Genomic DNA, 21,868 nt, shown 5'->3' with positions numbered 1-21,868 from the left:
ATAAACGTTCAATTTTAACAGCATGATGTAATGAGGCTATTATGGGCAAAAATGTTGTGGTACTTGGTACCCAATGGGGCGACGAAGGTAAAGGTAAGATCGTCGACCTGCTCACAGATCAAGCGGCAGCTGTGGTTCGCTATCAAGGTGGGCACAATGCAGGTCATACTCTTGTCGTAGGTGGAAAGAAAACTGTTTTACACCTCATTCCATCAGGTATTTTACGTGATAACGTACTGTGCTTAATTGGTAATGGCGTGGTGCTTTCTCCAGCTGCTCTCATTGAAGAAATGGATATTTTGGAAAAAGAAGGCGTTCCAGTTAAAGAGCGTTTACGTATTTCTCCAAACTGTCCTTTGATTTTGCCAAACCATATTGCACTGGATCAGGCGCGTGAAAAGAAACGCGGCAATGCCAAAATTGGTACGACTGGTCGTGGTATTGGTCCAGCGTATGAAGATAAAGTGGCTCGTCGTGCTGTGCGTGTTGCAGACTTGGTGCGTGGTGGTGCAGCACTTGAAGAAAAACTTCAGGAAATGCTTGAGCTACATAACTTCCAATTGACTCAATTCTACGGTGTCGAAGCTGTTAAGTTTGAAGATGTATTGGCACTTTGTAATCAATGGCGTGAAGTTTTGGCACCATTAATTATCGATGTGACTCAGGTTCTACACGACTATCGTAAAGATGGTAAAGCCATCATGTTTGAAGGTGCGCAAGGCTCGTTACTTGACATCGATCATGGGACTTATCCATATGTGACCAGTTCAAACACCACTGCGGGTGGCGTAAGTTCGGGTTCGGGTATGGGACCATTGCATTTGGACTATGTTTTAGGGATCACAAAAGCATATACCACACGTGTCGGTGCAGGTCCGTTCCCAACTGAATTGCACTATGATGCTGCGACTGATACAGGTGATGCGATTGGTCGTCATTTGGGTACTGTTGGACATGAGTTTGGCGCTTCAACGGGTCGTCAACGTCGTTGTGGTTGGTTTGATGCTGAAATTCTACGTCGTTCAGTCGATGTAAACTCACTTTCAGGAATTTGCTTGACTAAACTTGATGTACTAGATGGTTTGGAAGAAGTCAAAATTTGTGTCGGTTATGAAAATACTGATTCTGGTTGTATTGGTTCATCGGATGCAGTTTCATTTGAAAGTTTAAAACCGATTTATGAAACCATGCCAGGCTGGACAGATTCAACAGTAGGTTTGACCAGTGTTGATCAACTTCCTGCAAATGCATTGGCCTATGTAAAACGTATTGAACAACTAATCGAATGCCCAATTGATATTATTTCAACGGGTCCAGATCGTGCTGAAACAATTGTGCTACGCCACCCATTTTCTGCGTAAACACGTTCTTACGACTAAAGAGAGCACCTAACGAGGTGCTTTTCTTTTATGATAAAACTGATTTTTTTTATAAAAATGGGAAAATAACGTCGGCATGAAGCTACAACCACATATTGCACAAACGATTTTTTATTCGCTGTTATTTGCAATTGGCGGTGCGCCCACGATTGCCATGTGGATTATTTCTTTACAGACCAATGATCCAAACCTATTTATGGCAGCTTTTATGGGCTTAACTGTGATTATTGCTTGTGTTATTTTACCTGTGATTTTATTACAAAATGCTTATTTGCTTTTTAAGCGAAACGATTTAAATCTTGAAGACAAAATTAAGCCACTATTGAGATTTTATTTTATTGTGAATGTGATTTGTTTAATTTCATGGATTTTATTTATTTTTCGATAGAATTACATAAATCTAATGATATTCATCTCATTTATTTCAAACATTTATCTATAATGCACGTCAAAACAGCAAGTTAAATAGTTTTGTCTTGTAAGGAGATGCTTTTAATGAATAAAAAAATAGTATTTAGTTTTTTAACCGCTACGATGATGACACTTGGCGGTTGTGCGACTTTTGCGGACATGGCAGGTGCAGACTCTGCAACCCTGAATGCGACAGCAGCACAGGGCTTCAGTAAAATGACAACTGAAGCGCGACAAAAGGGTCAGTTGGATACTTCTTCCGCCACATATCGTCGTATTAATACGGTGATGCAACGCTTAGTTCCTTATGCAAACCAGATGAATCAAACGGGTCAGCCATTTCAATGGCAACTGGCAGTGTTGAAGTCAGATACAGTCAATGCTTATGTCGCGCCTGGTGGTAAAGTAGTGTTTTATACAGGTATTGTGAATAAACTGAACCTTACGGATGCTGAAATTGCTGCGGTGATGGGTCATGAAATGACACATGCGTTGGAAGAACATTCAAAAAGTAAAATTGGCGCTGAAGCTCTGACTGGTTTAGCACTCAATATCGGTAAAGCTTATGCAGGGGATAGCATTGGTCAGCTAGGCTCAGCTGCACTTGATTTGGGAAGTCAGGTTGGGGTGGGTTTGCCTTATTCGCGTAATCTTGAAAGCCGTGCAGATTTTGGTGGATTAATGCTAATGGCAAAAGCGGGTTATAATCCTCAAGCTGCGATTACTCTGTGGGAAAAAATGAACAAACTTGATGGTGCAGGCGCAGGACCATCATTCTTGTCAACACATCCATCAAATGCACAGCGAATTAATGATATGCGTAAGAACTTGCCAGCCGCGATGGCAGTTTATAATAATCGTCGTTAATTTTATTCAATGTCAGAATCAGAAAATAGGATGCCATCAGGCATCCTATTTTTATGCTTAAGGTGCAGGATTAGGTTGTTGTGTATGAATCTCTTCAATCCCTTTTAATACTGCTTCATCCAACGTAATGTCGAAAGCTTGAATATTTTCTTTTAACTGATCCAGACTGGTAGCGCCAATGATCGTACTGCTTACAAAGAACTGCTGTTTGATAAAAGCCAGTGCCATTTGGGTCAAGCTGAGACCATGTTTTTCAGCCAATTGAGCATATTGCTCGGTTGCCCATTCACTTTGAGGATTACTGTAGCGGGTAAAACGCGAAAATAAAGTCACACGAGCGTTCGCAGGACGAGCGCCATGACGGAATTTGCCAGTTAAGTAACCAAAGGCCAATGGCGAATAGGCAAGGAGTCCAACGCCTTCAAATTTGGCAATTTCAGACATGCCAATTTCGTAGGTTCGGTTTAATAGGCTATACGGGTTTTGTACACTGACAAATTTACTCACACCTAGCTTTTCCGCAAGTTGTAGAAACTTCATGGTTCCCCAAGGCGTTTCATTGGATAAGCCAATATGACGAATGCGCCCACGCTCAATTTCTTTTTGGAGAGCCAATAAAGTGTCTTGCATGGCTTCGATTTCATAATGCGCGGCCGCCTCTGCATTTGCATAGCCCAAACCGCCAAAGAAGTTGGTATGACGCTCTGGCCAGTGCAATTGATAGAGATCAATATAATCGGTCTGTAAACGCTTTAAAGAGCCATCTAGTGCTTGTTCAATATGTTTGCCAAATTGGGTATGACCTTCACGAATATGGCTGCCACCGAAACCAGGCCCTGCAATTTTAGATGCTAGAAACACTTTTTCACGTTGAGCGTGTTGTGCAAACCAGTTCCCAATAATAGTTTCGGTCGCCCCATAGGTTTCAGGTTTGGGGGGAACAGAGTACATCTCTGCGGTATCCCAGAAATATAAGCCATTTTCCAGTGCATAATTTAATTGATCAAAAGCTTCGGGCTGGGAGTTCTGTTCTCCAAAGGTCATGGTGCCTAAACAAATTTCAGGCACTTGAATGCCTGAATCACCCAATGCATGATATTGCATAACCTGATCCTTAACTTCCATTGAAAATTGACATTTTTGAACTTAAATGATTTGCTTTAAGTTGTATGTATGTTTTTGTATCTTAGATATTTTTCATAAAAAAAAGCAAACGATAAAGTTTGCTTTTCTTATCAGATAAAACGAAATTCTATTCTTCGTCATCAAAATCAGTATCATCCAGAGACTTCTCTTCTAATGATGCATCAAAAATGAGAATCGCTTTACCATCGGTTTCAATCATGCCTTGTTCTTCAAGCGTTTTAAGAACACGACCGACCATTTCGCGTGAACAACCAACGATACGGCCAATCTCCTGACGTGTAATACGGATTTGACGACCATTTGGTAAAATCATGGCTTCTGGCTGAGCAGATAAATCAATCAAACAGCGTGCAATACGACCAGAAACATCAATAAATGCTAAATCTGTGACTTTACGGGTCGTATTTTTCAGACGACGTACCAATTGGGCAAATACCGCGTAGCTTAAATCTGGATATTGCTTACTAAGTTCGTGGAAATTGTCATATGAAATTTCGGCAATTTCACAGACATCACGTGTACGAACTTCTGCTGTACGCTGTGGATTTGATTCAAAGAGACCCATTTCCCCAAAAAAGTCCCCAGGATTTAAATAAGCAACTACGATTTCACGTTCATCATCTTCACGTAAAATAATTGAAACGGAGCCTTTCAAAATCAAATAAAGCGATTTTGATTCGGTACCTGCGTCAACAATCGTCGTGCGTTTTGGATAGCGATTAATATGAGCACGTTTTAAAAGCGCCTTGACTGACTCTGGTAGTTGACCTGGAGACAAAGCATCGGTGCTGAGTTGTGAAAAGTTTGACGTCATGCTTAAGTTTTCCGATTAGGATATATAAAAAAGATCGCACAAGACCTAAATGAGCGTATTCACACACAAGAGATGAAATTCCTTATCAACTCATTTTATGCTAGTGTACAAGAACTATGTAAATTTATAATTTTTTTTGGGTAGTTGCAATGCAAACAAGTGTTCATTGGCTAGAGAATGTTGCTTTTGAAGCGAAATCTGAAAGTGGTCATCAAGTCGTGATGGATGGCTCTGCCGAATATGGTGGTGAAAACCGTGGCCCACGTCCGATGGAACTGATTTTAATGGGACTTGGTGGGTGTGCTTCGTTTGATATTGTGACCATTTTAAAGAAAGCACGTCAAGATGTGACCAATGTCGTATGTGAGTTAAAGGCAGATCGTGCTGATGCCATTCCAGCCGTTTTTACCGACATCCATTTGCACTTTGTAGTGACTGGAAAAGCAGTGAAAGAAAAACAGGTGGCAAAAGCAGTTGAGCTTTCCGCAGAAAAATACTGTTCGGCCAGTAAAATGCTGTCGGATGGTGGAGTCAATATTACGCATGATTTTGAAATTATTGAGGCTGAATAAGTTTAGTTTGAAAATAATTTGATTAAATCTGTAAGGTTAAGGCTGACAAACTGTCAGCTTTTTCTTTTAGATAGCATAAAAAGATAAAGAAGGAATGACTGTGGTGCAAATACGTGAAGCAAAACTAGAAGATGCCCAAGCATTACAACCTCTACTGGATCAATTGGGTTATGCTCAATCGATCCATTTCATTTCACAAAAAATCAAGGCCTTTATGCATGATCCTCATCAATATATTTTTGTTGCTCAAATTGAGGCTGAGGTTGCTGGCTTTTTGTCTTTGAGTATTATTCCACAAATCGCGACAGAAGGAGATTTTGCACGAGTCGCGTATCTCTGCGTACATGAACAATTTCGAGGGCAGAAAATTGGTCAGGCATTGTTAGCCTTTGCCGAAGAGATTGCACGACAGCGTGGCTGTGATCGGATGGAATTACATTCAAGCGATCATCGAAAACTGGCGCATCAGTTTTATCTAGCTCAAGGCTATGAAGATGCGCCAAAATATTTTCGGAAGTTCTTGGATTGAATTAAGGCTTTAAAAACAATTGCGGATCCACTCGCGCATTATTTAAGCTCATTCCCCAGTGTAGATGTGACCCTGTGACACGCCCCGTTTTTCCGACTAATCCTAAAACTTCACCTTGATGAATCTGCTGACCTTGCTTCACCTCTATTTTACTTAAATGACAAAACATACTGATTAAACCTTGTCCATGATCAATCAGTACAGTTTTTCCATTAAAAAAATAATCGCCTGTTTGCACGACTATGCCGTCGGCAGGAGCAACGACTTTTTGTCCAATCGGTGCAGGAATATCCAGCCCCGAATGGGGTGCGCGTTCTTCACCATTAAAAAAACGTTTGCGTCCAAAAGAATTGCTAAATTTACCTGAAGTAGGTGCTATAAAGTGAGGCATCGACTGCCATGAACTCGCTGTAAACGAACTATAGATGTCATTTTGTTGTTTGGCTTCTTGAGCATAACGTGCGAGTTGCGCCTCTGACGGATCTACATAATCCTGATTTTGGACCTTTATTCGTTGTTCAGCATACGCGTAAGGCTTTATTTCAATTTGAATCGGTTGGGCATTTGTATCGACTGTTAAAGTGCCGATTGGCGTATTTAATGGAATCCCTAGAATGGCATAACGTTGGGTATTTTCATTGCTAATCAGAATATTTTGCTGATTAAAGCGAACACTTTTAATCTCTTGACCCAGTGGAATAACTGCGATCCCACCTGGACGGCGTGAGTCTTGTGGTAACTCAGCATAGAGAGATTGTAAGCAGAGCAAAGATAAGCCTAGCATAAAACAGCTTTGTTTAAGCATAAGAAAATATCAGCAATAATTTCTTAGGTTTTTATCAGATTATTTTGAAAAATTCTGCTGCTTTGCTGTGAATAACTGAATTTGTTGGGCTGATGAAATGGGTATGTATCTAAGAATTAACAAAAACAGCATACAGACTTACTTGAAAATTTTGCCTAAAGAACCCATATTATAACTGAGTTATATATTATTTAATATTAATATAAGCTTATGAAAAATATAATGAAATTTTATAAAACTTATTTGAAATTTATAAAAGCGTTCCCATGTATTAAGCAAGTAACAAATTGATGATGAGGAATAACAATAATGCGTTTTGAAAAATTTACCAATCGCTTACAGCAAGCCCTGTCAGATGCGCAATCGTTAGCCACTGGTAAAGACCATACTTCTATTGATGGCATTCATATTCTTTCGGTTTTACTTGAAGAGCCATCCAATTTAAGCCTGTTGCAGCAATCAGGTGCAAGATTGCCTGAGTTAAAGAAAAAGCTGGAACAGGCGATTCAGGATGCGCCAACCATTGCCAATCCAACAGGTGACGTCAATCTAAATCCAGAAGCGGTGAAGGTTTTGAATCTGGCAGATCGTCATGCGCAAAAAGCAGGTGATGAGTTTTTATCAACAGATTGGGTACTGCTGGCACTTACTGAAACTGGTAGTACCAAAAGTTTATTAAACAGCGTAGGTGTAACGACTGATGCATTACGCAAAGTGATTGAATCTATTCGAGGCGACGATAAAGTCATGAGCAATAATCACGAAGATCAACGTGACTCATTAAATAAATATACTATTGATTTAACCGAACGTGCTTTGGCAGGCAAACTTGACCCTGTGATTGGGCGTGATGATGAAATTCGTCGCACTATTCAGGTCTTGTCGCGTCGTACCAAAAATAACCCCGTGTTGATTGGTGAGCCAGGGGTAGGTAAAACCGCCATTGTCGAGGGTCTGGCACAGCGTATCGTCAATGGTGAAGTGCCAGAAAGCCTGAAAAATAAACGGGTTTTATCACTGGATTTAGGTTCATTGCTTGCAGGTGCAAAATACCGTGGCGAGTTTGAAGAGCGTTTAAAAGCGGTACTTAATGATCTGGCCAAACAAGATGGGAATGTGATTTTATTTATTGATGAATTGCATACGCTAGTTGGAGCCGGCAAAACCGATGGCGCGATGGATGCGGGCAATATGCTGAAACCTGCTTTAGCGCGGGGTGAACTGCGTTGCGTCGGTGCAACCACACTAGATGAGTATCGCCAATACATCGAGAAAGATGCTGCTCTTGAACGCCGTTTCCAAAAAGTTTTGGTCGATGAACCAAGTGTTGAAGATACCATTGCGATTTTGCGTGGATTAAAAGAGAAATATGCCGCACATCATGGTGTACAAATTCTTGACTCCGCAATTATTGCAGCGGCGAAAATGTCGCACCGTTATATCACAGATCGTCAGCTACCTGACAAAGCCATTGATTTGATTGATGAAGCGGCATCACGTATTAAAATGGAGATCGACTCTAAACCAGAAGCTTTGGATCGTTTAGAACGTCGTATTATCCAGTTGAAAATGCAGCTTGAAGCGGTAAAACGTGATGAAGATGCAGGCAGTAAAGCTGAAATCAACCATCTTGAGGAACAGATTTCAATCATTGAGAAAGAATACAATGATATGGAAGAGATCTGGAAAGCTGAAAAAACTTTGGTTGAAGGGGATAAAAAGGCACAGATTGAACTTGATCAGGCGCGTATTGCGTTTGATAAAGCACAACGTGAAGGCGATTTGGCAGAAGCTGCACGTTTGCAATATGGCGTCATTCCAGAATTGCAAAAACGTCTGGAACAAGCTGAAGTTGCTGAAGAAAACGAAGAGCCAAAACTGATTCGTACCAAAGTAACGGAAAATGAAATTGCTGAGGTGGTCAGTGCTGCAACGGGTATTCCTGTGGCGAAAATGCTGCAAGGTGAACGTGAAAAACTTCTGCATATGGAAGAGTTTTTACATAACCGTGTTGTCGGGCAGGATGAAGCTGTCGTCGCGGTCTCGAATGCGGTTCGACGTTCTCGTGCAGGATTGTCTGATCCAAACCGCCCAAGCGGTTCATTCCTATTCCTTGGGCCAACAGGTGTGGGTAAAACAGAGTTGACCAAAGCATTGGCAAATTTCCTGTTTGATAGTGACGATGCCATGATTCGTATCGATATGAGCGAATTTATGGAGAAACATTCGGTGAGTCGTTTGGTGGGTGCACCTCCAGGCTATGTCGGCTATGAAGAAGGTGGTGTATTGACGGAAGCTGTGCGTCGTAAACCGTATAGCGTGGTATTGTTTGATGAAGTCGAAAAAGCGCATCCAGACGTGTTTAATATCTTGCTACAAGTCTTGGATGATGGTCGTTTGACCGATTCACAAGGTCGCGTGATCGACTTTAAAAATACGGTCATTGTGATGACATCGAACCTTGGTTCGCAAGATGTTCGTGAGCTAGGGGAAGGTGCAACTGACGATGAAGTGCGTAGTGTAGTGATGGCAGCGGTAAGTCAGCATTTCCGTCCAGAATTTATCAACCGTATTGATGAGTTGGTGGTATTCCACTCTCTGAAAAAATCACAAATTCGCGGCATTGCCGATATTCAACTTGATCGTTTACGCTCACGTTTGGCAGATCGTGAAATTGGATTGACCGTGGATGATACTGCTTTTGATATCTTAATTGATGCAGGTTTTGATCCTGTTTATGGTGCGCGTCCGTTGAAACGTGCAATTCAGCAACAGGTTGAAAATCCACTTGCTCAAAAAATTCTGGCTGGAGAATTTCAAGCTGGAGATAATATCATTATCAAAGGTGATCATGGTCATCTCGTGTTTGATAAATTAAAACTGAGTTAATTTCTGACTGAATGTGAAGCTTTATAAAGAGGATGTAGTCGATACATCCTCTTTTTTTACATCTTGATAGATGGATAACCGACAGATTATCGGGAACTTCTGTTTAAGCATTGCGGTTTAAATCAAATCTTGTTAGCGTGAAATTAAATAAGAAGAACTGAGTAAATAAAGGAAGAATCACGTGATGGAAAGTCAAGGATCTGCACTCTATATAATGATTGTTTTGCTAGGAAGTTTGGGGTGCTCAGGCTATACAATTTCTGCGACACCTTTAAATGAAAATGTCTTGAGAAATGAAAGTGATTCACTCGAACGTGTAACACCGCCTGTAGTAAAGGCAGTTGAACAAGACGCAAAAAAACCAGTATCTGAGCAAAAAAATCTAAACCAGAATATTGCAAAAAAGCATAGCAAACAATTGATTCAGGATAATCTGGATGCCAGTGTCTTATCTGAATATGAGGAACAGAAGAAAATTACAGAACCGACGAGAACCAGTATCTATCTGCAACAACAAATCCCTGAATTACCACCTTATGAAGAAAAAGTCCGTATGGATAAGCTTAATTTAAGTGGACCACAGCTTGGTAATGCCAAAGGTGATGTTACGATTACCATCAATAAATAAAGCCCGTTGAAATTTCAACAGGCTTTATTAAATGGATTACATTTTCTCAAAACATAGGTTTAGTTCGGTAGATGCTGAATTTTCCAAGCACGGTGAATTTTTTGATTTCGTTTAAAATCAGGGCCAATCGTATCATGGGTGATTTCTTCAGCATCAAACAGGGCTTCGATTTCTTCGTCAAGTTCAAAACCACGATAGTTATTGGAAAAATATAATGTTCCTTCAGAACTTAAACGATTCATGGCTCGTTTAAGTAATGACACATGATCACGTTGAATATCAAAAGTGCCATAAAACTTTTTAGAGTTTGAAAATGTTGGTGGGTCAATAAAGATCAAGTCATATTGTTCATGACCTTCTTTGAGCCATTCAAAACAGTCACTGGCAAAGAACATATGTTGTTCATCAGCATGGTCAACTGTGAGACCATTTAAAACAAAATTTTCTTTTGACCAATTCAAATAAGTGTTGGATAAATCTACGCTCGTCGTGCTGGCTGCGCCACCCAATGCTGCATGCAAGCTTGCAGTCGAAGTATAACTAAACAGATTTAAGAAGTGCTTACCGCGTGCTTCTTTAGCAATGCGCAAACGCATTTGTCTATGATCCAGAAACAAACCAGTATCCAGATAATCTGTTAAGTTGACTAAAATCTTGGCTTGACCTTCCTGAACAATAAAACGCTTAGATGCAGTGCTTTGTTTAGTGTATTGGCTTTTACCTTCTTGACGCGCACGAGTTTTAATAAATATCGCTTCGCGAGATAACCCTGTTACAGCACGAACAGCAGCCAATGCCAAATTAAAACGTTTCTTGGCTTTTTCAGGATCAATGGTTTTCGGTGGTGCGTATTCCTGAACGTGTAAGCGATCACCGTATAAATCTACCGCGACATTAAAATCAGGCAAATCAGCATCATAAAGGCGTAAACAGAACACTTGTTCTTTGGTAGCCCATTTTTTCAAGGCAGACATATTCTTTTGTAAGCGATTGGCAAAATCTTGCGCGCCTTCAATTTCGACAGGATCGGCATGCCAAGTTGCTAAAAATGGCTGGTTATTGGCGATAGGTTTAACTTGACCAAAACGAATGTAAATTGGCAATTTACCATTCATTAAGCGTAAGGTTTCTGGGTCGCTCAATGCCAATACATCAGCTTGCTCAATCTGTGCTGCAATCACGGCAGCATGCTGATTTGGAAAATGTTGCTGTAATAGAGCAGATAAACCTAAATAAAAAGCACGGTTTGAGGCTTTATCACCAAGACGTTCGCCGTATGGTGGATTGGTTACCACGAAAGCCTTGTTATAGGTGTTTTCAAAAGATGGCCAGTCTGCAAGTGGACGTTCTTCAATCTGGATTTGATCTAATAATTTTTCAAAACCTGCCGCAATAATATTTTGGCGAGTTGCTTTTACGGCTTCCCAGTCTGCATCAAAAGCATAAAATTTTGGAAGTGGTTTTTCCAAAGCGACCTCATGACGCTGCGCAGCCTCGGCTTTAATTTCAAGCCAGAGTTCACGATCATGTCCATGCCAACCATTAAAACCAAAACGACGAACTAGACCAGGTGCACGATCGGTCAAAATCATCAAAGATTCAATAATAAAGGTACCTGAACCACACATCGGGTCGAGAATTAAATCGGGTTGTAATTGTTCTAATTTAGCTTTTTGTAAAATTGCGGCGGCTAGATTTTCTTTAATTGGTGCTTCGGTCATATAGTGACGATAGCCGCGCTTATGTAAGGAATCACCTGATAAGTCTAAGCAAAAGGTGTGTTCGGTTTTACCTGCCAATACAAACAAGGTAATTTCGGGTTGTTTGGTATCAATGCTCGGACGACGGCCAACGGCTTCCATAAAGGAATCGACCACACCGTCTTTTGTACGAAGCGTTGCAAACTGAGTATTCACTTTGATGTCCCGTTCGACATGCAAACGGATGGCAAAGGTGCTTTGTGGTGCAAAAATCAGTGACCAATCAAAATTTAAAGCCCCTTCGTACAGTTCTTCTGCAACATCACGGGCATCATGACTAAATTCGATCTCGTAGGTATGAATTGGTTTGAGTACGCGTGACGCTAGACGCGACCACATACAAATTCGGTAAGCTTGTTCAAGCGACCCTTGGAAAATGAGACGACCTGCAAAGCGTTCAGTCTGCTCGATGCCTAAACCTTGTAATTCTTGTTGCAATAAGGTTTCCAGTCCATCTGCACAGGTAACCCAATATGTAGAAAGACGTTGCGGTGAATTCATTCAATTTTCCAAGAGCAGCTAAAGCAATCGGTTATTTTAGCGTATTTTCAAGGGGAAAACTTGTTCATTTGCCTAAAACTTCAACTGCCCGATTGAGAAAAATATCTGTATAATGCCTTAACTTAACGTCTAAGGAATCTCTCATGCACTTGGCGGCATTGCATACACCGAGTCAGATTCAGCTCAATCAGCAGGGCAATTTAAAACACTTTTTGACCATCGAAGGTCTTTCCAAAGAAACGCTTACAAAAATTCTCGATACCGCGCAATCTTTTATAAATGATCAAAATCAGTTGATCACGACGCCATTACTTGAAGGGCGTACCGTGATGAATTTATTTTTTGAAAATTCTACTCGTACCCGTACTACTTTTGAGGCGGCAGCGAAACGTTTGTCTGCCAATGTGTTGAATATTGATATTGCACGTTCAAGTACCTCTAAAGGGGAAACCTTGCGAGATACACTCTGGAACTTGGAAGCAATGGCAGCAGATATTTTTGTGGTTCGTCATTCCTCTTCAGGTGCGGCACATTTTATTGCCAAAGATGTCTGTCCAAATCTAGCCATTATTAATGCAGGGGATGGACGTCACGCCCATCCAACGCAAGCCATGCTGGATATGCTAACCATTCGTCGTGATACCCATAAACCTTTTGAAGAGCTTAGCGTTGCGATTATTGGTGATATTAAACATTCTCGTGTTGCACGTTCAGATATTGCGGCTTTGCAGACATTGGGCTGTCAAGATATTCGCGTGATTGCACCGAATACTTTATTGCCAGTTGGTTTCAGTGAATATGGTGATCATGTTCGTCTATTTAATAAAATGGACGAAGGCGTTAAAGATTGTGACGTAATCATCGCTTTACGTATTCAAAATGAACGAATTGATTCGCCTGCATTGTCTTCTCAAGCAGAATTTTATCGTATGTATGGACTGAATCAGGAACGTTTGGCGTTGGCTAAACCAGATTGTATTGTGATGCATCCAGGGCCAATGAATCGTGGTGTTGAGATTGATTCCAGTATTGCCGATGGTCCACGTTCTGTGATTTTGCATCAGGTGACCAATGGTATTGCGGTGCGTATGGCGGTTCTGGCACTCACAATGCAAGGGCAGTTACAGCAACAGGGTTTAATCGAAGCAATCGTGGTATAAGGGTCAACATTATGAGCAATATCAAACTTGAAAATGTCCGTTTACTTGATCCTGTAGAGAAAATTGACCTAATTACAACTGTTTATTTAAAAAAAGGTAAACGTGTTGAATCACTTGAGCATATTGATGAAAGTATCGATGCACAAGGTAAATGGTTGATGCCGACCATGGTAGATTTGTGCGCACGTGTACGAGAGCCAGGACAACAACAACATGGTACTTTGAAGTCTGAAGGTAAGGCTGCACGTGAAAATGGTATTTTACATGTGATTACGCCACCAGATTCTAAACCGATTGTGCAGGACAATGGTGCCTTGATTCATGGCTTAATTGAGAAAGCATGGACGGATGGACAGTTTCATTTACATATTATTGGCGCGCAGACCCAAGGTTTAATGGGCAAACAACCTGCCAATATGGCGGCACTTAAAAAGGGTGGCTGTACCGCCGTGTCAAATGCCAATGCATCTTTTGAAGATGATGATGTGGTGATTCGTACACTGGAATATGCAGCAGGTTTGGGCTTAACCGTAGTGTTTTATCCAGAAGAAGCACAAATTGCCAAAGATGGCTGTGTGCATGAAGGGTTTATCGCTTCACGTCAGGGTTTACCGATGATTCCTGCGATTGCAGAAACCATTGCGATTGCGAAATACCTCATCATGATTGAAGCCACAGGCGTTCGTGCACATTTTGGTCTTATTTCTTCTGGAAAATCCATTGAGCTGATTGAAGCGGCTAAAGCCAAAGGCTTACCTGTAACTGCTGATGTTGCGATGCATCAGTTACATTTAACTGAATCCTTAATTGATGGTTTTAATTCATTGGCTCATGTACGTCCGCCTTTGCGTTCTGAGCAAGATAAACAACAATTACGCCAAGCAGTAAAATCAGGTGTCATTGATGCAATTTGTACGCATCATGAACCTTTAAGTAGTTCTGCCAAAATGATGCCATTTGCAGAAACATTACCGGGGATTAGTGCTTTTGATACCTATGTGGCTTTGGGTGTCCAATTGGTCAAAGAAGGATTGTTTGAACCACTTGAGTGGGTAGAGAAAGTGACCATAGCACCTGCACAAGTGGCTAACATGTTTGAACGTTGGCAGGCTGAAAAAGGTTGGGTATTAGTTGATCCTGATTTACAGTGGACATTAGAAAAGAAAAGTATTCTGTCTAGTGGTAAAAATACACCACTTTTAAATCAGACTTTGACTGGAAAAGTAGTACAGACGTTCTTGATTTAAATTTTAAACAATCTTAAAAAAACTCGGTAAAATCATAGCCGAGTTTTTTATTGGATGAATAAATAAAAATAGAATAAAAACTCGATTTTTAGTGATAAAGATGATTAAAATATGCCCGCTATAAATAACGACAAACAATTAGTGGAAAGCGATGAAAAAATTTATCATTTTAACAACTTTATCAACTGCAATTTTATTTAGTGGCTGTGACTACTTTAAAAATAAGAAAACTGAGAATCAAGCTCAGGATGTTGCAGATTTTAGTTGTACTAATCAGGATAATCTTAATCAAATACAGGATTATTTAAAGTCTGAATATATTAAAGCTCTTGAAAAAAGTTTGCGTCAATCCTCAGGATATTATGAAGCTGACCGTACTTTGTTAGAAAAGATTAATAAAGGACTTCGATTTGAAATTAAAACCATTCGAACTTTGACAGAAGATCCTAAAACAGCAACCGAGCTCAACTGTGAAAGCCAATTGGTGGTGCATTTTCCAAAAGGTTTAATGCAACGTGCAGAAAATGCCTATCAAGCCTACATTGAGAATAATGAAGGAGATGGCTATGCCACTGTAAAAGATTATCTGGATAATAATGAATCAGGGTTGTCAGTAACGAATGATGAATTGCGTGGTAATTTATTATATGACATTACCAAGACTGATAAAGAAGGCATAAGTTTAAGTGTTCAAAATCAAAAAGAGATATTAGAGGGCGTTGCTTTTATCACTGAGCAAGCAGTTTTATTTGAAAGTTATATAGAAAAAAATAAACAATATCAATCTATGATTCAGGATAATGATCAGAAAGAAGCTGCTCAATATAATCTGGCAAAACAAGCGATGGATATCCGAAAAAAAGAGCTGGATGCTGAAAAACAGAAACAGGTAGAACGTTTAAATCAAACTTGGGACAATTTGACTGAGGAACAGCGAGAACAACTTAAACAAGATCAAACGGACTGGTTTGAAAAACGTGATATTGACTGTAAAGTTCTTGCACAAAAGTCTGCCCATGAAATTCCTGAAAAAGAAAAGGAAACTTATCAAAAACAATCGGATTACTGGGATCAGGCTTTGAACGATCAAAATACAGAAATGCAATACACCAAATGTTTTAATCAGCGAACCATTGAACGTATTGTCTATTTAAATAACGTATTTAACTAATTTTGTATCTTTTAAATTGATACAGGTAAAGGGCGATTGATTCGCCCTTTGTTTATTGGCATGCTTAAGCCTATTGCGATCAATGGGTTGAGTTATGCGGATTAGTTTTGTGGGTTCAGGCAAAGTGGCGACAAATTTAGCCAAAACATTTGCATCCCAGCATCAAATTGTTCAAATCATGAGTCGTAATCCCGAACGCGCAACAAAGCTTGCCGAGCAGGTTGGAGCACAAGCGGTTGATGATATAAAACAATTGAATTCAAAAATAGATTTAATTATTCTCGCTGTTAGTGATCAGTCTATTGCAACAGTCGTGCAATCTATTTCACCACAATTATTTGACGTTTTAATGGTGCATACTTCAGGAAGTACCGACCTCAAGGTATTATCAGATATACATCCAAATGCAGGGGTATTTTATCCGCTGCAAACTTTTAGTTTTGAACGTGAAATTGATTGGGCTGAAACTCCTTTGTTTATAGAGGCAAAACAACCACAGGCGTTAGAAATTTTAGATCAATTAGCAAATAGCCTAAGTAAACACGTTTATCATTATTCATCATCTCAGCGTTTAAGTTTACATTTGGCTGCGGTGTTTGCCTGTAATTTTAGTAATTATTGCTACGATATGGCCAAGCAAGTTGTAGATCAGCAACAGGTCGATTTTTCACTGCTTTATCCTTTAATCTTGGAAACAGCAAAAAAAGCGACCCAATATGACCCTGTTCAAGTTCAAACAGGGCCTGCACTTCGAGAGGATCATAATATTTTGCAAATGCATCAGCATTTACTCGAACAGGCTAGTCGTCCTGATCTAAAAGAAATCTATCAGCTTTTAAGTCAAGCGATTATCACTAGACACCATGTTTAAACTCGATTAGATTTTTTCATAACAGCGTAGATCGTCTTTATTTTCTCTCCCATTGTGAAATAAAAACAAAGATGAAATAAATCTGTTGATAAGGCATTGATCGAGATATAAAAAAAAGGGATAAATCATTATGGCAAAAGATTTTAGTTCACAGCAAGTGGTAGAAGGTTACGATCAACATATTCGTAAATTGATCCCCGGATATGAGGTGGTTCATCAACAAATACAAGCATTGTTAAAAACTTATTTGCCTGAGTCTGCGCATATTTTAGTAGTAGGTTGCGGAACGGGTTATGAGCTTGGTTATTTATTACAAACTTTTCCCAATTGGCATTTTACCGCAACTGATTTATCAGCCGCTATGTTAGATAAAGCGCGAACCTCTCTCCAAGATTTGAATGTTGATCATCGTGTTGATTTTCACTTGGGTGATGTACATGAATTAGAAAATATCGTGAGTTTTGATGCAGCGCTTTCTATTTTAGTGACGCATTTTGTTGCATTTCCTCAAAAGTTGAAATTTTTACAAGCCATTCAAAAACGGCTCAAAACAGAAGGTTTGTTTATTACTTTTGACTTAACTGAAATTTCTTCAGAACCCCAACAACGTGCTTTAAAAAATATCTGTGAAAGTAATGGACTAACACAAACTCAAACGACTGCCATGTTAAAACGGCTTGCAGATGATTTCTATGCGTTAACGGATGAGCAAACGTTTGAATTGCTCGAACATGCCGAATTCAATCAAGTGGCACGATTTACTCAAATTTTAAATTACCAAGGTTTTTTAGCTTTTTCAAAATAACAAAATTCAATGTAGTCTGAAACAGATCTATGATTGCTTGCGCATTGAGGATGATATATAAAATGATGATGAGCTGGACTTTTTAGAAAGGTTTGAGCATTTAAAAATGATACTATCGCAGCTCAGTGACTGCTCTGATCTAGGAAAAATTTTAAGTATTTCTCATCTGTTGGTACGTTGTTTATTGATTGAAATGCAATCTTATTATCGAAAAAATTAACAATAAAAGAGTCTTGATACATTATGAGTCAACCTTCATCACAGGATTCATTTTTGACTGAGTTAGATCAGAGTCGTTCAAATTCATCTCGTGATGTGTCACAGCGTAACTTATGTTGTTGTGAAGAGTGCGATGCAATTTATCAGAAAGTGAAACTCGGACGGGGTGAGCGCGCGTATTGTTGTTGCTGTGGTGCAGAACTTTATCGGCAAGTTAAATCATTTAATACGCTATTGGCGCTGGTGATAACTGCATTAATTATTTTTATTGTCGCCAATAGTTTTCCCATCGTGAGTGTTGAGCTCAATGGCAATGTTTCCCAAACCACATTGTTGGGGGCAGCCTTGATGATGTTTCATATTGATCGAGCTTTTGTCGGGGTGCTTATTTTAATCACCACATTTATTGTTCCACTCACAGATTTATTGTTACTGGCTTATATCTTTGCATCAGTCAGTGTTTTTAAAACCAGACCCAAATACTTGATCCCTGCGTTAAGAATAATCTATGTATTTCGAACATGGGGCATGGTCGAAGTTTTTTTAATTGGTGTTCTGGTCACTTTGGTGAAATTAGTGGGAATGGTGGTGGTGATTCCGGGGATCGCTTTATGGGCATTTGCAATATTGAGCCTATTACTGGTCTATATCGCGTCAGTTAAAGTTCAAGATATTTGGGATGAAGTTGATCGGTGCCAGCCATGAAAAAAATCAAACACATCGGGGAACAAGTGCATCAAACAAGCGATGTTGCCGATGATGATGCCCGTATTCATCGAGTGAATCCAAGAGCGGTTGATCTCGGATTAGTGGCATGTCATTGTTGTGGTCTGGTGAATCCACAAAGTCACCACACGGATCAAACTCAATATTGCATTCGATGTAAGAGTGCATTGCATATTCGTAAAGATCATAGTCAAAGCCGCACCTTGGCATTGGTGATTGCTGCGACGATTTTATATATTCCAGCAAATGTATTGCCAATGACCATTACCGATTCATTATTGGGACATCAGCAAGATACCATTATGAGTGGGGTCATTTACTTCTGGCAAAGCGGTGATTATTTTGTGGCAGCCGTGATTTTTACGGCCAGTATTTTTATCCCCATGGTCAAGTTGCTAATTTTATACTTTCTGGTTTTTGTCGTGCGAATACAATCTACTGCGCAATGGACTATATTACCTTCACATTGCAGCGTGTTATATCGTATTGTGGAGTTTGTGGGGCGCTGGTCCATGATAGATGTATTTGTTGTGGCCTTACTAACCGCGCTGATACAAATTCAATCATTGGCAACGATTTTGGCGGGGCCTGGTGCCGTGGCTTTTGGTGCAGTGGTGGTATTGACCATGTTTGCTTCAATGAGTTTTGATCCACGTATTATTTGGGATAATTATTATTTATCTCAACAGCGACTAAATACCTCAACCAATGCTTCAAAAAACAACATAGTGAATCAGGTCAATCATTTGCCATCTAAAAATGATTTTTTTCAGCCTCGTTAAAAAGAACATGCATGATGACGGAAAATAATACAACGAATAACCCCACAGAAGCTGATCCCACTCAAACGGATCATCAGACTGAGCAACGTGTGCCACAGCCTCAGAAAAAAAAGGGCAAATGGCGACCTGCATTGATTTGGTTGATTCCGTTTATTGCCTTATTAATTGGGCTGTCTTTGGCAATCAAATCTATTCTTGCAATCGGACCGACGATTTATGTTTCATTTCGAACGGCTGAAGGATTGGTGGCTGGCAAGACGACTGTTAAATATCGGCAAGTAGATATCGGATTGGTTCGTGAAATTGTACTGTCGGATGATCGCTCACACGTTATTGCCAAAATCGAATTACGCAAAGATGCCAGTAATTTTGCAGCGAAAGATGCGCGATTTTGGGTGGTGCGCCCTAGAGTAGGAACCAGTGGTATTTCAGGCATAGATACTTTATTTTCTGGCTCATATATTGGCGTCGATGGCGGAAAAGCAAAGGAAAAAAAAGAAGAATTTAATGGATTGGAAGTCCCGCCTGTCGTGACCTCGGATGTACCAGGTAAAAGATTTTTCTTAAAAGCAAAAGATTTGGGATCGTTAGATATTGGATCTCCTATTTATTATCGTCGGATCAATGTTGGTCAAATTACTGCGTATAATTTGGCTAAAGATGGTCAGCATGTTGAGCTACAAACCTTTATTCGTTCACCTTATGACAAATTTGTCACGCAAGATGCACGTTTCTGGCAGGCCAGCGGGATTGATGTGAGTTTAAATGCATCTGGATTTAATCTGGACACGCAGTCTTTGGCAAGTATCGTGGCGGGTGGTATTGCATTTGGATACCCTGATAATTCTGATGCGCCGATTGCTCAGAATTCGAGTCACTTTAATCTATGGGACTCTAAAACAGAGGCTTTAAAAGATCCTGATGGTAAAGCGATTAATATTGTCATGTACTTTGATCAGTCGTTACGTGGTTTAAGTGCAGGTGCGCCAATTGACTTTATGGGGATTGATGTCGGAGAAATTAAAGCGATCAATGCTGAGTTTGATCACAATTATACACATGTACGTATGCGTGCTGAAGGCGTGGTTTATCCATCCCGTTTAGCGCATGGTCAGGAGATGGATCCTGATGGAGAGATTTTTAAACGTTTTGTGCAAAATGGTTGGCGAGCACAAATGCGAACAGGTAATTTAATCACAGGTCAAAATTATATTGCTTTCGATCTGTTCCCTAAGGCTAAGCCTGCATCCGTAAAAGTATTGCCGAGTGGTCGCTTTGAAGTTCCAACCATGCCATCTGAATTAAAAGGATTACAGGCTCAGGTTTCTCAGATTGCAGATAAATTGACTAAATTCCCACTGGTAGAAATTGGTCAGGATATGCGTAAAACACTGGGGAATATGAATAATGCGATTAACTCAACCAATCAACTGGTTCAACAGTTAGATGGCAAAGTTGCGCCAGAATTACAATCTACCTTGAATGATGTACGTGGGACTTTACGTTCGACCCAATCTATTCTCTCTAGCGATGCGCCAATGCAACAAGATGTTCGCCGAGCTTTACAGCAAATGACTCGTGCAGCAGCATCTTTACAATTAATGTCAGATTATATTGAACAACATCCAGAATCGTTGATTCGCGGTAAAACTCCTGAGGTAGATCGAAATGAAAAATAAAAATAATTTCAGATTAGGTGTCGTCATCCTGACAGGAGTAATGTTGAGCGCCTGCTCAAGCTCACCAACACCCAACTATTACACCTTGCAGGCTAAAGCAACACCGATTACACATTCGGGGGTGAGAGTCATTGAAGTTATGCCTGTTGGATTGCCTGATCGCTTAGATCGGGCATCTATTGTGGTGCAGGATCATCAAGGCAGATCTAAAGTGCTGGACAATGATCGTTGGACATCAACTTTAAGTACCCAATTAAGGGATGGTCTGTCGGCTGGATTACAGCAAAAATTGGGTGCAGTCGATCGATATAATAGTGGCATGTCCGCTGGTCAGGTGTCGTATCGAATTGCGACTGATTTTTCAAATTTTGATGTGATTGAGGATTCTGCAAATCATCCACTGGCAAGTACGCATGATCACTATATGAATGTCATGGTGACATGGATCATTAAAGCAGATATTCCGCTGGCAATGGAGTCATCTGCTACGAATCAAGCTACAACTACTTTACAAAATCGTTCAATCAGTTGTCGAACTCATTTCACTGTGCCTATTCAGGGCGAGCGTCGAAATATTAATAATATTGTGGCGGCCTCCACACAATCACTAAACCGAATCATTGATTATATTGCTGATTCTGTGGTGATGATGAATGCGAAAAAAGTAGTGAGCATCGATGGTGTGACTTGTAGCTAAAGCTTCAATTGTTCTTTTTTTTAATGCGCTTATCGTTGTTTATTGATAAGTCATCTTCAATGAGGAACAGCGCATAAATTGGTATTTGTGCGCTCTGATCAGTTTGTAAGTGTCACATTTGGATACATCTGAAAAAACCTATTGCAAAGTACTAAAACGGTTTATTTTTATTCAGCTTAGCTTTAGCTATGGTTTAATCGGATCAAGAAC

20 protein-coding genes are annotated in these 21,868 nt (G+C 40.0%); 16 read left to right on the top strand and 4 right to left on the bottom strand.

Annotation, left to right across the window (positions count from 1 at the left end):
• The first annotated feature begins 41 nt into the window (after positions 1-41).
• From EGS47_RS17590 to EGS47_RS17580, 3 genes are all read left to right on the top strand, one after another.
• Positions 42-1,361, top strand: coding sequence for an adenylosuccinate synthase (locus EGS47_RS17590; protein ID WP_004989707.1), 1,320 nt, complete (start codon positions 42-44; stop codon positions 1,359-1,361).
• Positions 1,362-1,455: 94 nt separating this feature from the next.
• The gene (locus EGS47_RS17585; protein WP_005003779.1) at positions 1,456-1,767 is read left to right on the top strand and encodes a hypothetical protein; all 312 of its coding nucleotides are present in this window, start codon (positions 1,456-1,458) and stop codon (positions 1,765-1,767) included.
• 107 nt (positions 1,768-1,874) lie between these two features.
• A complete protein-coding gene (locus EGS47_RS17580) occupies positions 1,875-2,657 on the top strand; it encodes a M48 family metallopeptidase (RefSeq protein ID WP_005003781.1) in 783 nt (260 codons plus the stop codon).
• A gap of 57 nt (positions 2,658-2,714) precedes the next feature.
• Here EGS47_RS17580 and EGS47_RS17575 read toward each other — a convergent pair whose 3' ends face one another.
• Both EGS47_RS17575 and crp read right to left on the bottom strand, forming a co-directional pair.
• Complete coding sequence (locus EGS47_RS17575; RefSeq protein ID WP_005003783.1) at positions 2,715-3,761, bottom strand: NADP(H)-dependent aldo-keto reductase; 1,047 nt, start codon at positions 3,759-3,761, stop codon at positions 2,715-2,717.
• Between the two features lie 148 nt (positions 3,762-3,909).
• Complete coding sequence (gene crp, locus EGS47_RS17570; protein ID WP_004989690.1) at positions 3,910-4,617, bottom strand: cAMP-activated global transcriptional regulator CRP; 708 nt, start codon at positions 4,615-4,617, stop codon at positions 3,910-3,912.
• Positions 4,618-4,766: 149 nt separating this feature from the next.
• On the opposite strand from crp, the gene EGS47_RS17565 reads away from it, so the two are divergent.
• The gene (locus EGS47_RS17565) at positions 4,767-5,189 is read left to right on the top strand and encodes an OsmC family protein (protein ID WP_004989689.1); all 423 of its coding nucleotides are present in this window, start codon (positions 4,767-4,769) and stop codon (positions 5,187-5,189) included.
• Between the two features lie 94 nt (positions 5,190-5,283).
• Positions 5,284-5,718: a GNAT family N-acetyltransferase gene (locus tag EGS47_RS17560; RefSeq protein WP_228128604.1), complete on the top strand. Its 435-nt coding sequence runs from the start codon at positions 5,284-5,286 to the stop codon at positions 5,716-5,718.
• Position 5,719: 1 nt separating this feature from the next.
• Here the strand turns inward: EGS47_RS17560 and EGS47_RS17555 are convergent, their stop codons facing one another.
• Positions 5,720-6,523: a M23 family metallopeptidase gene (locus tag EGS47_RS17555; protein WP_005003787.1), complete on the bottom strand. Its 804-nt coding sequence runs from the start codon at positions 6,521-6,523 to the stop codon at positions 5,720-5,722.
• A gap of 309 nt (positions 6,524-6,832) precedes the next feature.
• Here EGS47_RS17555 and clpB point away from each other — a divergent pair, with 309 nt between their 5' ends.
• Both clpB and EGS47_RS17545 read left to right on the top strand, forming a co-directional pair.
• A complete protein-coding gene (gene clpB, locus EGS47_RS17550; RefSeq protein ID WP_005003789.1) occupies positions 6,833-9,412 on the top strand; it encodes an ATP-dependent chaperone ClpB in 2,580 nt (859 codons plus the stop codon).
• Between the two features lie 184 nt (positions 9,413-9,596).
• Complete coding sequence (locus EGS47_RS17545) at positions 9,597-10,040, top strand: hypothetical protein (RefSeq protein WP_005003791.1); 444 nt, start codon at positions 9,597-9,599, stop codon at positions 10,038-10,040.
• 59 nt (positions 10,041-10,099) lie between these two features.
• On the opposite strand, the gene rlmKL is transcribed toward EGS47_RS17545, so the two are convergent.
• Positions 10,100-12,301 (bottom strand): bifunctional 23S rRNA (guanine(2069)-N(7))-methyltransferase RlmK/23S rRNA (guanine(2445)-N(2))-methyltransferase RlmL, encoded by a 2,202-nt coding sequence (rlmKL, locus tag EGS47_RS17540; RefSeq protein WP_005003793.1) that lies wholly within the window; start codon positions 12,299-12,301, stop codon positions 10,100-10,102.
• Between the two features lie 143 nt (positions 12,302-12,444).
• Between rlmKL and EGS47_RS17535 the strand changes: the two genes are divergently transcribed.
• From EGS47_RS17535 to EGS47_RS17495, 9 genes are all read left to right on the top strand, one after another.
• Positions 12,445-13,461, top strand: a complete 1,017-nt coding sequence (locus EGS47_RS17535) for an aspartate carbamoyltransferase catalytic subunit (protein WP_125269849.1) — start codon at positions 12,445-12,447, stop codon at positions 13,459-13,461.
• Between the two features lie 11 nt (positions 13,462-13,472).
• Positions 13,473-14,708 (top strand): dihydroorotase, encoded by a 1,236-nt coding sequence (locus EGS47_RS17530; RefSeq protein WP_125269848.1) that lies wholly within the window; start codon positions 13,473-13,475, stop codon positions 14,706-14,708.
• A 151-nt stretch (positions 14,709-14,859) separates the two neighbouring features.
• On the top strand, positions 14,860-15,879 hold the full coding sequence (locus EGS47_RS17525) for a hypothetical protein (RefSeq protein ID WP_004989672.1): 1,020 nt from the start codon (positions 14,860-14,862) through the stop codon (positions 15,877-15,879).
• Positions 15,880-15,973: 94 nt separating this feature from the next.
• On the top strand, positions 15,974-16,750 hold the full coding sequence (locus tag EGS47_RS17520) for a Rossmann-like and DUF2520 domain-containing protein (RefSeq protein ID WP_119686545.1): 777 nt from the start codon (positions 15,974-15,976) through the stop codon (positions 16,748-16,750).
• A gap of 130 nt (positions 16,751-16,880) precedes the next feature.
• Positions 16,881-17,555 carry a class I SAM-dependent methyltransferase gene (locus tag EGS47_RS17515; RefSeq protein ID WP_119686544.1) on the top strand — a complete coding sequence of 225 codons (675 nt, stop codon included), beginning with the start codon at positions 16,881-16,883 and terminating at the stop codon, positions 17,553-17,555.
• Between the two features lie 243 nt (positions 17,556-17,798).
• Positions 17,799-18,479, top strand: a complete 681-nt coding sequence (locus tag EGS47_RS17510; RefSeq protein WP_119686543.1) for a paraquat-inducible protein A — start codon at positions 17,799-17,801, stop codon at positions 18,477-18,479.
• Entirely contained in the window at positions 18,476-19,282 is an 807-nt protein-coding gene (locus EGS47_RS17505) for a paraquat-inducible protein A (RefSeq protein ID WP_119686542.1), read from the top strand. The genes EGS47_RS17510 and EGS47_RS17505 overlap by 4 nt, the downstream gene beginning before the upstream one ends.
• A 14-nt stretch (positions 19,283-19,296) precedes the next feature.
• Entirely contained in the window at positions 19,297-20,961 is a 1,665-nt protein-coding gene (locus tag EGS47_RS17500; RefSeq protein WP_119686557.1) for an intermembrane transport protein PqiB, read from the top strand.
• Positions 20,951-21,658, top strand: coding sequence for a PqiC family protein (locus tag EGS47_RS17495; RefSeq protein ID WP_119686541.1), 708 nt, complete (start codon positions 20,951-20,953; stop codon positions 21,656-21,658). Before EGS47_RS17500 ends, EGS47_RS17495 begins: the two co-directional genes overlap by 11 nt.
• The last annotated feature ends 210 nt before the right edge of the window (positions 21,659-21,868 follow it).

Source organism: Acinetobacter sp. FDAARGOS_515 (assembly GCF_003938865.1).
Lineage (GTDB): Bacteria > Pseudomonadota > Gammaproteobacteria > Pseudomonadales > Moraxellaceae > Acinetobacter > Acinetobacter ursingii.
This window is presented reverse-complemented; position numbering and strand designations above follow the sequence as displayed.